General features: G+C 46.3%; 14 protein-coding genes and 1 tRNA gene. 10 read left to right on the top strand and 5 right to left on the bottom strand.

Features of this window, described 5'->3' with window-relative positions; translation table 11 throughout:
- Positions 1 to 2 precede the first annotated feature (2 nt).
- The 3 genes from L6H65_RS03165 (at position 3) to L6H65_RS03155 (ending at position 6,075) form a co-directional block, all read left to right on the top strand.
- Complete coding sequence (locus L6H65_RS03165; RefSeq protein WP_236338928.1) at positions 3 to 860, top strand: aldo/keto reductase; 858 nt, start codon at positions 3 to 5, stop codon at positions 858 to 860.
- 892 nt (positions 861 to 1,752) lie between these two features.
- On the top strand, positions 1,753 to 4,872 hold the full coding sequence (locus L6H65_RS03160; RefSeq protein WP_236338927.1) for a hybrid sensor histidine kinase/response regulator: 3,120 nt from the start codon (positions 1,753 to 1,755) through the stop codon (positions 4,870 to 4,872).
- A gap of 21 nt (positions 4,873 to 4,893) precedes the next feature.
- Positions 4,894 to 6,075 (top strand): hypothetical protein, encoded by a 1,182-nt coding sequence (locus L6H65_RS03155; RefSeq protein ID WP_236338926.1) that lies wholly within the window; start codon positions 4,894 to 4,896, stop codon positions 6,073 to 6,075.
- A 115-nt stretch (positions 6,076 to 6,190) separates the two neighbouring features.
- Here L6H65_RS03155 and L6H65_RS03150 read toward each other — a convergent pair whose 3' ends face one another.
- A complete protein-coding gene (locus L6H65_RS03150) occupies positions 6,191 to 6,481 on the bottom strand; it encodes a DUF6809 family protein (protein WP_236338925.1) in 291 nt (96 codons plus the stop codon).
- Between the two features lie 173 nt (positions 6,482 to 6,654).
- Here L6H65_RS03150 and L6H65_RS03145 point away from each other — a divergent pair, with 173 nt between their 5' ends.
- From L6H65_RS03145 to L6H65_RS03130, 4 genes are all read left to right on the top strand, one after another.
- Complete coding sequence (locus tag L6H65_RS03145) at positions 6,655 to 6,888, top strand: helix-turn-helix domain-containing protein (protein WP_371877630.1); 234 nt, start codon at positions 6,655 to 6,657, stop codon at positions 6,886 to 6,888.
- 126 nt (positions 6,889 to 7,014) lie between these two features.
- Complete coding sequence (locus L6H65_RS03140; protein WP_236339115.1) at positions 7,015 to 7,221, top strand: helix-turn-helix domain-containing protein; 207 nt, start codon at positions 7,015 to 7,017, stop codon at positions 7,219 to 7,221.
- A 478-nt stretch (positions 7,222 to 7,699) separates the two neighbouring features.
- Positions 7,700 to 7,777: transfer RNA gene (locus L6H65_RS03135), tRNA-Leu, on the top strand.
- Positions 7,778 to 7,846: 69 nt separating this feature from the next.
- Positions 7,847 to 8,074: a hypothetical protein gene (locus L6H65_RS03130; protein ID WP_236338922.1), complete on the top strand. Its 228-nt coding sequence runs from the start codon at positions 7,847 to 7,849 to the stop codon at positions 8,072 to 8,074.
- 254 nt (positions 8,075 to 8,328) lie between these two features.
- Here L6H65_RS03130 and L6H65_RS03125 read toward each other — a convergent pair whose 3' ends face one another.
- From L6H65_RS03125 to L6H65_RS03115, 3 genes are read right to left on the bottom strand one after another with little or no spacing between them, the layout of a single operon-like run.
- Positions 8,329 to 8,667, bottom strand: coding sequence for a DUF1801 domain-containing protein (locus tag L6H65_RS03125; RefSeq protein ID WP_236338920.1), 339 nt, complete (start codon positions 8,665 to 8,667; stop codon positions 8,329 to 8,331).
- A gap of 33 nt (positions 8,668 to 8,700) precedes the next feature.
- Positions 8,701 to 9,198, bottom strand: a complete 498-nt coding sequence (locus L6H65_RS03120; protein WP_236338919.1) for an SRPBCC domain-containing protein — start codon at positions 9,196 to 9,198, stop codon at positions 8,701 to 8,703.
- A 54-nt stretch (positions 9,199 to 9,252) separates the two neighbouring features.
- Positions 9,253 to 9,840, bottom strand: coding sequence for a TetR/AcrR family transcriptional regulator (locus tag L6H65_RS03115; protein WP_236338918.1), 588 nt, complete (start codon positions 9,838 to 9,840; stop codon positions 9,253 to 9,255).
- A 249-nt stretch (positions 9,841 to 10,089) separates the two neighbouring features.
- Here L6H65_RS03115 and L6H65_RS03110 point away from each other — a divergent pair, with 249 nt between their 5' ends.
- Positions 10,090 to 10,236: a hypothetical protein gene (locus L6H65_RS03110; RefSeq protein ID WP_236338917.1), complete on the top strand. Its 147-nt coding sequence runs from the start codon at positions 10,090 to 10,092 to the stop codon at positions 10,234 to 10,236.
- A 385-nt stretch (positions 10,237 to 10,621) separates the two neighbouring features.
- Here the strand turns inward: L6H65_RS03110 and L6H65_RS03105 are convergent, their stop codons facing one another.
- A complete protein-coding gene (locus tag L6H65_RS03105; RefSeq protein ID WP_236338916.1) occupies positions 10,622 to 12,721 on the bottom strand; it encodes a heavy metal translocating P-type ATPase in 2,100 nt (699 codons plus the stop codon).
- A 195-nt stretch (positions 12,722 to 12,916) separates the two neighbouring features.
- Here L6H65_RS03105 and L6H65_RS03100 point away from each other — a divergent pair, with 195 nt between their 5' ends.
- Positions 12,917 to 13,594 (top strand): NAD(P)H-dependent oxidoreductase, encoded by a 678-nt coding sequence (locus L6H65_RS03100; protein WP_236338915.1) that lies wholly within the window; start codon positions 12,917 to 12,919, stop codon positions 13,592 to 13,594.
- Positions 13,595 to 13,893: 299 nt separating this feature from the next.
- Positions 13,894 to 14,373 (top strand): DUF6530 family protein, encoded by a 480-nt coding sequence (locus L6H65_RS03095; RefSeq protein ID WP_236338914.1) that lies wholly within the window; start codon positions 13,894 to 13,896, stop codon positions 14,371 to 14,373.
- Positions 14,374 to 14,387 lie beyond the last annotated feature (14 nt).

Raw genomic sequence — 14,387 nt, 5'->3', positions numbered from 1 at the left:
GTATGCAGCAGGAAAGTGGAAGTACGAAGGAAATCCGTGATATTAGCGACACTACGTTATTGAACAATGGCGTGCGAATGCCTTGGTTTGGGCTTGGCGTATTCCAGGCGAATGACGGGGAAGAGGTAAAGCAGTCCGTTTTGTCCGCGATCAAGGCCGGCTATCGCAGTATAGATACAGCGGCTGCTTATGATAACGAGCAGGGAGTCGGGGAAGCGATTCAGCAGTGCGGTATTCCTCGGGAGGAATTATTCATCACGACCAAGCTGGCGAATCCCGATCAAGGATACGAGAGCACATTGAAGGCGTTCGAGGACAGTCGCCGCAAGCTGGGACTGGATTATATCGATCTCTATCTGATTCATTGGCCGGTCAAGGGGAAATACAAGGAGAGCTGGCGGGCGCTGGAGAAGCTGTACAGCGAAGGACGGATTCGCGCCATCGGCGTAAGCAACTTCCAAATCCATCACTTGCAGGATCTGATGGAGGGGAGCGCGGTCATGCCTGCCGTTAACCAAGTGGAGCTGCATCCCCGTCTCTCGCAGCGGGAGTTAAGACAGTTCTGCGGCGAGCATAACATTCAGATCGAAGCGTGGAGTCCGCTTATGAAGGGACAGCTTCTGGACAATGAAACGATTGTGCAATTGGCGGACAAGCATCATAAAACACCGACGCAGATCATTTTGCGGTGGGATGTGCAGAGCGGAATCGTCACGATTCCGAAGTCTGTTAAGGAGGCGCGTATCCGCGAGAATGCGGACATCTTCGATTTCGAGCTGGACGATGCGGATATGAAGGCTATCGATGCGCTGAATCTCGACCATAGAATCGGCCCCGATCCAGATAACTTTGATTTCTAGTGCTGCTTCTTGGGAGAAGTCTTTTTCTTGGGGAAATCTGACCCGAGCAGGTGTGTTGTTTCGCCGTAAGCAGGAATTTCCGTGTTACAGCAAGTATGGGGAATGGCTAGAGGCGCTGTAAGCCGGAAAAATAGTGTTATCGCTCCAAAATAGCCAATCTGAACGCTCTTCCTGCCACTTTAAACCGGAAAAACCTGCTTACACGGCATCAAACTAACATCTCGCTGTCTGTAAGCCGGAAAAATCGGCTTACAGCTGGCTCGGTGAGCCGATTCGTCTAAGTGGCTCAGCTCTCTCGCTGTCTGTAAGCCGGAAAAATCGGCTTATAGCTGGTTCGGTGAGCCGACTCATGCAAGCGGCTCAGTTCTCTCGCTGTCTGTGAGCCGGAAAAATCGGCTTATAGCTGGCTCGGTGAGCCGACTCATGCAAGCGGCTCAGCTCTCTCGCTGTCTGTAAGCCGGAAAAACCGGCTTATAGCTGGCTCGGTGAGCCGACTCATGCAAGCGGCTCAGCTCCCGCTGTCTGTGAGCCGGGAAAATCGGCTTATAGCTGGCACTGTGAGCTGATTCGTGCAAGCGGCTCAACTCCATCCGCATTTGCTTTGGATGGTGATACACGCTTCGCAAAACATGAAGCGTCATCGGCATTGGCATCATGAGAGTTTGCACAGAGAAAAATATACGCCAAAAGCTAAACGGCTGCTCTTCGAAAGAAGGACAGCCGTTTAGCTTTTTCGACGTGTCTGAGCCGCTGCTATTAATGTCACCATGCAAGCTGAACCTGCATGGTATAATATACCTGATTAATAATAATTATCGAAATATAGTCGATATAGAGACTATAATGCTGGGACATAAACTACTAACACACTAGTCTGACGGATGGGGCAACTATGAAAACTTCGAAAAACGCGATTAAGCTTAACCATGTTCTCTACTTAATAGTGTTCATTCTTTTGCTGGTCGCAGTGCGCTGGACTTGGCATGACTGGCTGACGTCGCCCAATCCGCCGACTGTTAAGCAGGGCGTGCTGGATTTGCGGGGCGTAAATATTGCGCAGTCCATCTCCTTCCCGATGGACGGGGAGTGGATGTTCTACCCCGGGCAATGGATAGGCGCATCCAATATCGGAGCTGCTTCGCGCGGACAACCGCTGCAGGTTCCGGGCTACTGGGATGCTGTAGATGATCCTGCAATGAAGGAATCCTACGGGTACGGAACCTATCATGTGCGTATTCTGCTGGATCGCCCAATGTCTGAGCCGCTTGGCATTTGGTTCCAGGCGATCTATACCGCATCCCAGGTGGAGATCAACGGCAAGGTGCTTGCCGGGTTCGGCGTGCTTGCCGAAGAGCGGGAAGGGCATGTATCCGAAACCAGATCATTCCAGGTCAGCTATGAGCAAGAGGATCAGCTTGAGCTGAATCTGTTCGTGCGGGTGTCGAACCATGAGTCGCCAATGAAGGGCGGCATCATTCGGTCTGTACAGTTCGGTATGGAGGAAGAGGTTAACAAGAAATATTTGTATTCCATTGCGCTGCAGATGATCGTAACCGTAATTTTGCTGCTTCATGCGCTGTACGCGCTTATTATTTATTTCATGAATGTGCGTAAAACCGAATTTATTATGTTTTGCCTGATGATGGTGGCGGCGGCCATGACGATTGCCGTCTATCACAACGGGCTTCTATTCCTGTGGATCGACTCCGATTTTGCCTGGATGGTGAAGCTGAAAGCTTACGCGTACATGTGGTTCTCCTTCTTTCTCCTGCTGATGGGAAGAGTGCTGATCGGCGCCAAGCGCAAGGGCATTATTTTGTACAGCTACTTCCTTCTGCTTATCGCTTATTCGCTGTTTCTTGCAGTTGGTCCTTCAAAGATCGTGCTGTATTCGCTTGAAATAGAACTCTATATGCTGCTGTATTACGTTCCATTATTCTGGACTGCCTACTATTTCATGAAAATGGTATACAACAGAACGGAAGGCGCTTTGTTTCTTTTGTTCTCCGTCGTTTGCGTAATCAACAATATTTTGTGGGGAACAGTGTATTATGCGGGAACGGCGCAGTTCATGTTTTACCCCGTCGATTTGTTGGCTGCTATTACAAGCTTCTCGGCATATTGGTTCAAGAGATATTTTCAACATTCCAACGAAAACGAGCTGCTCAACAGGCAATTGGCTGAGGCGAACAGGGTGAAGGACCGGTTTCTCGCCAATACGTCGCATGAGCTGCGCACGCCGCTGCACGGTATTATGAACATTGCCCAGAGTGTGCTTGGCAGGAAGAAGCATGAGCTGGATGAACAGAGTCAGCGCGATATGGAGCTGCTTATAATGGTCAGCCGCCGGATGTCGCTTATGCTCAATGATCTGCTTGATGTGGTGCGGCTTCAGGATAAAAGAATTTCGGTGCGCATGACGGCGGTGCAGGTGCAGTCGCTGGCTGCCGGGGTGCTGGATATGCTGCGGTTCTTGACCGATGGGACCAAGGTGGAGCTGCGCTTGCGCATGAAGGATGATTTGCCATTCGTCTATGCAGACGAAGAGCGTCTGGTGCAGATTCTTATTAATTTGGTGCATAATGGAATTAAATATACAGAGGAAGGAACTGTCGAGCTGGCAGCAGAGCTGCGCAACGGGCAAGTATGGATACAGGTTAAGGATACGGGGTCAGGTATGGATGAAGCGATGCAAAAGCGCGCGTTCATGCCGTATGAGCAAGGGACCTTCGGCGGGGGAGGCATCGGACTTGGACTCAGCATTTGCAAGGAGCTGGTCGAGCTGCACGGCAGTGAGCTGATCGTGCAATCGCAGCCGGGCAAGGGCAGCGTGTTCAGCTTCAAATTGTCCGTGCTGGAGGAGAGACAGCAGTCAGCCGTTCCTGCCCGTACAGAGAATGATGCGGACTCGCTGGCATATATCAGGGCGCAGATCATAGCAGAAACAACAGCTATGGCAGCAGCCGGCTATCATATGCAGGAGGTTGAACGGGTTCCGATCCCTTCAACAGGAGCCGATCGAATTCGTGTGCTGGCCGTTGATGATGATCCGGTCAATCTGAAGGTGCTGCTCAGCATACTGTCAACGGAAGCCTATTATGTAGAAACCGCGTATTCCGCGCGCGAAGCGTTGGACAAGCTGCAGCAGGAGCAGTGGGATCTCGTTATCGCGGATGTCATGATGCCTGGCATGTCAGGGTATGAATTGACGCGGCTGATCCGTCAGCGATTTACATTGTATGAGCTGCCTATCATTCTGCTGACAGCCAGGGGCGAGCCGGAGGATATCTATGCAGGGTTCTTGGCCGGAGCAAACGATTATGTGACCAAGCCTGTAGACGGATTGGAGTTGAAGTACCGCGCTTGGTCGCTCTCGTCGTTGAAGCATGCGGTCAATGATCGACTGAGCATGGAGGCTGCTTATTTGCAGGCGCAGATTCACCCGCACTTTCTCTTTAATGCATTAAACTCGATTCTGGCGCTTAGTGAAATCGATACGGAGAAAATGAAGGAGCTTGCGGAGGCATTCACGTCATACTTACGCATCAGCTTCGACTTCTTGACCGCAGGCAAGCTGGTGCCGCTGTCACGAGAGCTGCAACTGGTGGAGGACTACCTGTATATCGAGCAACAGCGTTTCGAGGAGAGATTGCTGGTGGAATGGGAAGTGAATGCCGATATGAATATGCTGATCCCGCCGCTTACCATACAGCCACTGGTGGAGAATGCGGTCCGGCACGGCATTCTGAAGCTGATGAATGGTGGGACGCTGCACATTCGGATTGATCGGCAAGCGGACGCCGTCCATTTTAACATATCCGATACGGGCAATGGCATGAATGACGAGCAGATTCGTACATTGCTAAGTCCGGCAGGCAAAGAAAAGCGTGGGATCGGGCTGCTGAATACGCATAGCCGATTGACGCGGTTGTATGGACAAGGCTTGCATATTGAAAGCAAGATCGGCGTGGGGACCACGGTGTCTTTCACTATTCCCGTCTCCGCAAATTAATAGCCAAGGCAGGTTTTGATTATGGTCAATATTTTACGAGTGAATGGATTTTATAATAAGAGTGTTTTCTTCGTAACGAACGATGGGGACAAAAACATCTATTATTTGGATAATGACGACTCGGATGATAAAATTGCAGGATTTATTAATATGAAGTTTATCATTCACGACACCACTTCTAATACCGTTGAAACGTACGATCTCCCTTATCCGGCAGAAGACTTCTCTCGACAGTTTGGCAACAAGGAATTCTACTATGCTCGGTTTTCACATGAGAAAGCGTTTCTGCATATTCATAGAGTAGAATTCTGTCCTGTTCGTTCCTCAGAAATTGCAGTATCGTTAACCGAGGTTCTTGGAGGATTAAACGTATATCGAACAGTGATGCAGGGGATCGACGATCGTTATTGTCTGGTCGGATGCTCGACTACGCGCACTTATGAGACTACGCATATGCTGCTCATTGATTTTGATGAACAAACCTATTACAGCATTGCACCTGATTTTGGCATCGACACTTTATGCAGAATCGAATCATTTATGACGATGAAAAGTACGCAACTCACTCCCGGAAAAGAAGAAATTGCACTTATAATAGGCGGATTTCACTGGACAGAGAAATACGAGATTTGGGAAAATAGGGAAAGTTGGCGTGACCTAGAGGACAAGTTAATGGAACATGTGGTGATTTTCGATCGGGACAGCTTTTTCCGCAGGTTAAAATCAGGATTGCCCCTTGAAGTGACGGACAAGCAAATTATAGAGAGATGTGCTCTGCATAGGACGATTATTTCATATGGCGATCATGGAACAAAGATGGACTACACGATGGTGGACTTTGAAAATAAGACAACAACAAGAGTAGAATACGACATCCATTCGGGTAAAAAAACGCTATTCGAGCATGAATCGATCCTGAGCAGCCCTGTTTATATCGACGGGGAGCTTTATTCGATCGAAACACTTGATGATGAAAGATTTGCGGTGTTGGATTTGCGTACAAATCAATTTCTGGTGATTTTGACCTCAAACGAGAAGATACTTGCTGTCGATAAACATTTCATTCTCACCTATAAATGGTTAGAGAATGCTAATCAGCAGATAGTGTATATATATGATTTGGATGGAGAATCGGTGGAGCAGCAGCTACTGGGTATAGGTTACGCGCATTATGATGGTAAACAGGTAACGATATTTAGTTGAAAATGTTTGAAAATGGCGGTTCGTTCCGCTGTTTATCATTGGCCGTTAACGTCACCCTTGGAGGGCGGCGTTTTTTTATACGATATGAATTAAAGTCGGCTTCCGATGCTTTCATTCATTTCGTCCGAATAAGCTCGCTTTTCCCATCAAGCACTTCCAGCATGATCGACGCGCCTAGCTTGAAGCCGTAAGCAAATGATGCGGTTGTATCCATGTCGTGTATTTGAGCGTGCAGGTCCAATAAATCAATGAGGTTGTCATAGTCATCTTTGGATAATTTCGTTTTCCATTTGTCCATTTCTTCATTAATCTTATTCCCGGAAATGCGATACTGCGGGTCCTTAGTAGCAGCATGTGCGCTTAGAAGCAAATTGTCATTGTAGAGTTCTTCTAAGATGGTTTTCATTTGGGATCGTTCCTTTCTGTGGGAAGGGTGATTTATTTTGAGTTTTTGTGGATGTATATGTAGCTCTGCGAGAGTCGGAATCATTCATTGATGACAACGCTTCAAATTAGATATGCGAAAAATGCATAAAAATAAATATGCAATAACCGCATACCGTAGAATGGTTTTGGGTGATGGACATGTATACAAAAATTAGAGGTTTACGTGAAGACAAAGATATAACACAGCAGCAAATGGCTGATTATTTGAATGTTACACAAGCAACTTATTCTCGTTATGAGAGAGGGGAGCTGGACATTCCCACTCAGGTCCTAATTAAACTATCCCAATTTCATAAGGTGAGCGTCGACTACTTATTAGGACTGACGGAAAGTGCAAAACCATATGAACGCAAACCTAAGCAATAGCAATATTTGATGACAGACACGCCTAGAAGGTGTGTCTGTCATTGCTTCCACCTAAAAATATACGAAAAATGCATAAAAGTCAATATGCAAAAACCGTATATCATAGAATGGTTTTGGGTGATGGAAATGTATAAAAAAGTTAGAGATTTACGTGAAGATAAAGATATGACACAGCAGCAAATGGCTGATTTTTTGAATGTTACACAAGCAACCTATTCTCGTTATGAGAGCGGGGAACTGGATATTCCTACTCAGATTCTGATTAAACTATCTCGATTTCATAAGGTGAGCGTGGATTACTTATTAGGACTGGATGATAATGGGAAATTATGATGAGCGTGCAAGTCTCAGTTATAGTTATTTTTGATGGATACAGAGCGAATAGGGACGCTTAAACGATATATTGATCCAACTAAGACGCTGCCTGAATTTGATGGAGGCTCAACTCCCGTTGGTAGTGAATTTTTCGTGATAAATGTGAAGGATATAACTGCTGGGCTGGGTTTGCGGTGTATTTTGACGGGGAGTATCGGAAAGCGGTTAGTTATTTCCATAGACGATTTCTTATTTACGATAAATTTCTATGCGCTCATCACATGTATATTCCCTAGTAAAGGGTAGGAGTATGCAAACCCAAAAGGACGATACAGGGACTGATTCGCATAGCACCAGATTATACGCAGTGTTTTTTGAACTCCTCAAAATGCCCTCCTCCCTTGTCCCTCAAGGGTTTTTCCCACTCAAGTCAAGAAAGTTATGAAATTGTTTTTATTGCTTGATTTGTAATAGTATTGTACCGTTAATTGAATAAGCTGGCGTGGCGGAATGGCAGACGCGCTCGACTCAAAATCGAGTCCTAACGGGTGTAGTTCGAATTCTCTCGTCGGTACAAACTATGTAAGTAAGCTCCTAAGGATTTATCCCTAAGGGCTTTTCTTGCATAGGGGAGGTGCAGAGAATGATTCCTAAGAAAATGGATAAGGAAACGGCAATTCAATTGAAATTTCTGTTAGCCAAGATGAACGTCACCGACAGAAAAGTTACGATAGATCTTGATAACGAAACGATTGAGATGGAAGATGATTACGCGATCGATGATATACTGGAGTCTGCGGGAGTGTTGACTCCTGCACGAGCTAAAGAACTTCAGGAGGAAGTACGTCGGATGCGTGAGGAATGGGATTAGTATGCAAGGGAATGATTACTCAGTTATTATGATGGCAGAGGCTTCGGAGATCATTTCAGAAGGCTTTTTTGATTGTAAAGGGTACGATAGTGCTTTTGATTTGGATGTGTTGAATATTTGATGTTGTAAAATGACACAGTGCTTTGTTCCGCAGCGCTACTTACCTACAAAAGCAAAGCCACAAAAAAAGTTGGAGCGGAAACGTTACGTTTTCCCTCCAACTTTTTATTTGGACTTAATTGCTGATTGCCCAATTACAGCGACTCGGATGCTTGCTTCAGATAGCCGGACAATTGGGCCAGATCCGGTTGATCTCCTTCGCGCAGCTTGATCCACTTCCGTTCGGCTGGCCCTTCGAAGCCTTTCGGAAACGTCATGCCGGCCGTGTTCATGATCATAAATGCAATTGCATCCTTCGAAGGCGAAATGACGGCAGCGAATTGCCCGTTTTTTAGAAAATGAGGTTTCTTGTATTGGATTTTCTCTTCCACTCCGGGAATCGTCTCATGGACCATTTGCCGAAGCTGGCCACACAATTCAATTTGCCATGGCGAGGCCAGATTTTCAATAAATGTGGATACTTCCGGGTTCATTCTCAACACTTCCTCTCCTATATGAATGGGATATTATAATTCCTGTTGCAACTTGGTCAAATATTCGGCGTAACGTTCCATGGATGCAATGGCGCCTTGCTCAGCGCCGGAAGCTAGCGAGCCTTGAAGGGCTTCAGCAGAGGCGTATTCTGTGCGCATCGTCAATTTAGTGTTACCGTCTTCAAGTTGTTCAAACGTGTCGAAAATGACAGATTCATGCTCGTTATACGGAGCCATGTCAAAAATCATCGTATAATTCAGTCGCTCGGGCTTCACGATTTCGCGATACGCGCCGATGACAGGAAACTCAGTGCCATCCGGACCTAACTGAACATATCGGTAGGTGCCGTCCATTCGCAAATCGATCTCGCAGGCATGGAGGGGGACTCCGCCGTGACCCCACCAGCGGGACACATGTTCCGGCTTTGTCCAAGCATCCCACACCAGCTCGCGCGGCGCTTCGAAAATACGCTCAATAATTAATGCTTGTCCTTCTACTCGCGATGTTGCTTTGTTAGCCTGTTGACGCATCGTGTTCTTCCTCCTAATTGTAGTTGTTGAAACGCTATTAAGCTGATAAAAAAACTAGGGAGTTAACGCCCTGGCAAAAAGCTTTACGCTCTCCAGTATGAACGGTTCGAGCGTAATGTCCGGATAATTCCTGCCGGAGTCCAGATCATTGATGAAAGCGCCGAAATGAGCCATCATGAATGTAAAAGCATGCATACGCGGATTCGCGCGAATCATTCTGCCCCGTTCGCCCATCTCGACAAAATAGTTTGTCAAAACGTCCAGAAGCTGCAAGGGATGCTGATGCATGCGTTTTTTAAATTCAGGCAAAAGCACCTGTTCCCTCAGACTAATCAAGACAAGCTTGCGGTCACGATTCATGATCTCGTGATAGGCCCTGCAAATGGTAAGCAAATCTGCTTCCAGCTCCCATTCCAGCTTTTCCTTAAAAAGAATTTTCATCTCTTCTGCGTAGTGGAATCGCTCGAATGCGGATTCGAGAAGGTTCAGCTTGGTCCCGAAGTGCCGGAACAGCGTCTTCTCGGTAAGGCCAGCGGTCGTAGCGATCTCTTCTGTTGTAACACCGTTGTAGCCTTTCGCTGATATCAGATCAATAGCAGCTAGAAGCAAACGATCACCGGTTACTTGCTTGCGGCCATCCACGTCATCACCCCTCAATATGTCTGTCAGTAGTTACTGACATTATTCTATGATGATCTTTTATTTTTGTCAAGGGGATGGTGATTTATGGTGTTTTGATTTATGGAGGCGAATTTATTATGAGGGTGAAATTGGTTAATTCAGTTCTGGTTATGGTATTGTTATTTACGTTAGGGAGTAGTTCGATTTTGCAGGCAAGAAGTGCGAACCCAGAATTTAAAGAGGAATATGGTGAAGTGTTCAAAAATACTATTGATAAAAGCTACTATTTTTACCGATAAAAATAATGATTTCTATATTGATGGGATTAAAAAAGAGGCAAGCCTTTTAAAAAAGGGTATTGTAAATAATAATGTTAATCGTTCTAGTAATGATACAGGTGGAATTCCTGCAATTTAGTTAGGAATCGGCGGGTTAATTGCTGCTGGTAGGAGGGAGAACCATGTATTTATTCCTCATCGTGTTGTATGGTCTCTTGTTGATTTTTGGGATGTACAGGATAATTAGAGACTTGAAAAGTTTAAAAAGAGTTGTTGAGAATTCGGTTATAATAATAATTGGCGGTATTGTAGCTTTTGTTATAAGCTTATTTTTTGATGATGCTGAATATTTGATTGCAGTGAATGGAATAATCCTATTTTTTTATATTATCAGTACATTTCTAAGAAAAAAACGAAGAAATGATGGCTGAATCAGGCAAAAGTAAATACAGTTATTTCATGTGAAACGGAAGGTGGTTGCCCGCCTTCCGTTTTGCATTTTCTGGTCTTTTCCCGTTTCAAAACTACTCCATCAATTTTCTTTCAACAAGAATCGTCAAACTCACCAAAGTAACGAAAATAGTCGCTCCCATATCGGACAGAATAGCCACCCATAGCGTTAACCAGCCGGGAATGGTCAGGAGTAAGGCAATAAGCTTAAGTCCCAAGGAAACACCGATATTAAAACGGATAATGCGATTCACGCGCCTGGCTACTCGTATTGCTTCCGGCAGCTTGCCAAGGTGATCCTGCATGAGTACGATATCAGCAGTTTCTATAGCGCTGTCTGTACCTTTACCCATCGCAATGCCGAGCTGCGCGGATGCAAGGGCTGGCGCATCATTGATGCCATCACCGACCATGCCGACATTGCCTTGCTCGGCAAGCCGCTTGACTTGCGCCACTTTATCTTCTGGCAGCAAGTTTCCATAATACGCCGTAACTCCAACTGCCGATGCTACTTTCTCCGCCGTCTTCTGATGATCGCCCGTCAGCATAACGGTATGGCGGACGCCAGTTCGATGCAAGGCAGCTATTACGCTTCTGCTCTCCTCACGAATTTCATCAGAGATTCCGAACATCCCAATCACTTGCTTCTCATCTGCTACAAGAACGAGTGTTAGTCCGCTTTCCTTAAGCTGCTCAATCGTAGATTGCACCTCACTTGGAATCGAAAGATGCGCCATGCTTCCTTCGTTGCCGAGCCAATATTTGTTTCCTTCGTAAGTTGCCACAATACCGCGACCTGAGACGGCCTGAATGTCTTCCGCTTCTTTAATTTCAATTCCATGACGGGCTACTTCTTTCATGATCGCTTTAGCGAGCGGGTGGGTGGACGATTTCTCGATGGCGCCGGCTACTGCAAGGAATCTCTGCTCGTCATAAACGACGGATTTCTCGACATGGGGCTCACCCTTCGTCAACGTCCCGGTTTTATCAAAAGCGATTGTATCCAGCTTGCCTAACTGTTCGAGGAACATGCCGCCTTTAATCAATATGCCGTTGCGCGCATTGCGTGTAATTCCCGCTACTATAGCGATTGGAGAAGATAAGATCAAAGCGCATGGGCAACCGACGATCAGGACGGCGAGGCCCTGATACAACCATTCTGTCCAATCGCCCCCGAGAAAAAGGGGAGGGAACACGATGACAAGCGCAGCGACGATCATAATTAGCGGCGTATAATATTTGGCGAATTTGTTGATGAATAGCTCCGTTGGCGTTTTCGTTTCCTGAGCTTCTTCGACCAAATGCAATATTTTTGCCAATGAGGAATCCTGATAAGCTTTGTTGATACGGACCCGGAGCACGCCTTCGTTATTGATGCTTCCGCCGAATACGGATTCACCCTCCGCCTTCTCAACAGGGAGGGATTCACCGGTAATGACCGATTCATTGACTGAGCTGCTGCCGGATAACACAGAACCGTCGGATGGAATCTTTTCTCCCGGCTTAACAACAACGATGTCGCCTGCTTGGAGTGTGGCAATAGGGACAACGGCTTCGATGCCGTTCTCCAGCTTGGTTGCTTCCTTGGGAGCGACCTTGAGCAAGGTTTCCATAGAACGGCGGGCTTTCTCCATGCCGAGACCTTCCAGCAGCTCGTTTAATCCGAACAAAATAGCGACTAGCGTCGCTTCTTTCCATTCTCCGATGGAAACGGCACCTACAAGGGCAATCGTCATCAACGTGTCGATAGTGAACTTTAGCCGGAATAGATTTTTAAGACCCTTCATGAATGTGGAATAGCCGCTTAGCACGGTCGCGATCAGGTAAAGCAAAATGACGGTAGAAGCCGCCGCTTGGCCGTCCACCAATATCGCACTTAAATAGATAACAGCGGAAACCGCGAGAATTCCGATCATCTTCTTATTACCTTCGCTATGATCATGGTCATGATGATCGTGTCCCTCATGGGAATCATTATTTTCTCTCTCGATGTAGGCACGATCGGTTTTTAGAATAACCTTCACTTTATCTAAGGACACACGCTCATCAACGATCAATTTGCCGCTGTTGAAGCTAAGTGTTGCGATTTCACCATGCTCCAATTGCCGGATCTCATGCTCAAGCATGAGGGCGCAATTGCCGCAAGACAAGCCTTTAACCCGATATTCTTTCATGATCATCATCCTCCAACAATAAATGAATACTTGTTCATATGTTAGTTCTTATTGTCGGTAAAGTCAATCTAGAGGAAGCTGCCGATGGAAACCTGTTCTTTCTAACCCTGTAACCGGTTCAAGAATGGCTTGTTTAAATATGTTAAACTATCTATTGAACCGTGAAAGCTAAGAACGAATAAAGGAGTTAATCCATTGAGTGATCTACAGGCTAAGAAAAATGAGCTGCTATCGGCGTTTCAATTTCGCCATGCAACGAAAGAGTTTGACCCGAATAAGAAAATAAGCGAGGCTGATTTTCAGTACATATTAGAGACGGGCCGTTTGTCACCAAGCTCGTTTGGCTTTGAGCCTTGGAAATTTGTCATCGTGCAGAATCAGGACATACGTGCCAAGCTAGCGGAGTATGCTTCAGGAGCGAGAAGACAATTGCCGACAGCGAGTCATTTTATGATTATTCTCTCCAGACTGCCGAAGGACATGGTTGCAAGCTCTGATTATATTCGGAGAATGATGGTGAACGTCCAGCAGCTGTCGCCCGAAATTGCAGAGGGGAAGCGGACTACCTATGATCATTTTTTGAAAACAGGGTTTGCGATTGAAGATGATCCGAGAGTGATGTTCGAATGGGCCTGCCGCCAAACGTATATTGCATTAGGCAACATGATGACTGCTGCCGCATGGATTGGGATTGATTCTTGCCCGATTGAAGGCTTTAACAGAGAGAAGATCAGCGATTTATTAGTTGAAGAAGGAATAATGGACCCTGAACATTATGGTGTTGCTGTTATGGCTGCCTTTGGCTATAGATTGCATGACCCCGCTGACAAGACACGTCGATGCATGCAGGAAGTCGTGGAGTGGGTGGAATAGCGCGACTCAATGGATACTAGAAGTAGAAAATAGCGATCATAAGAACATTCCCCTGTGCAGCAGCCTGGAAGTTCCTTTCAATCGTTCAACTTACATAGAATTAGAAGTCGCCTATTGGCGGCTTTTTACGCGGGCAGACATAACCTCTATTCTCTACAGCAGCATGGGGTCAATTAACCGAATTGACAGACGGAAAAATGAAGCGTAATATGAGCTTTATATTTAGTGAATTAGTAAATTAGTAAATTATAAAACTAGTAATTCAGAAATTAAACTATTTCCCAATGGAGCGTGTACTAATGAAAATACCAACGACGTTAAAACATAAGCCGGTTATCGTATCGGAAAATTACGAGCAGGTTGACGGCCGCTATGCGGGGAACACGGATGCGAAGGGTCTATCCCTGGGATTGGCCCAGTGGAATGATCGGGGGAAGGTCGATATTTCGGCCAAAGTATGGCGATACACGGGGGAGAAATGGTCCAGACAGTCGGAGGAGCTTCCTATGCACCGTGTTCTTGACCTTGCCATTCTGATTTGCCGAAGCAGCTTGCATTTTCAAGATGCCTACCGGTATCCGAAGCTGTATGATCCTGAGAACACGACGATTGACCGCATTGGATTGCAGGGGGATGCGATGAGTGTAGCTGTCTGTGAAGAGAATCCGGTAATTGACAGCGACATCAAGTTGTTCGCTCAGGCGCTTAGCGACGATGGCGAGATGATCGGTGAGCGGCTGCGCGTTTTATCCCGCCTTTTGAAGGATATGGGGTATTAAAAGTTTTGAAGAGG

Origin of the sequence: Paenibacillus plantiphilus (assembly GCF_927798095.1) — a bacterium.
In the GTDB taxonomy this organism is placed as follows: domain Bacteria; phylum Bacillota; class Bacilli; order Paenibacillales; family Paenibacillaceae; genus Paenibacillus_Z; species Paenibacillus_Z plantiphilus.
Note: the sequence above shows the minus strand (reverse complement) of the source record. Positions and strands in the feature narration are given on the sequence as shown.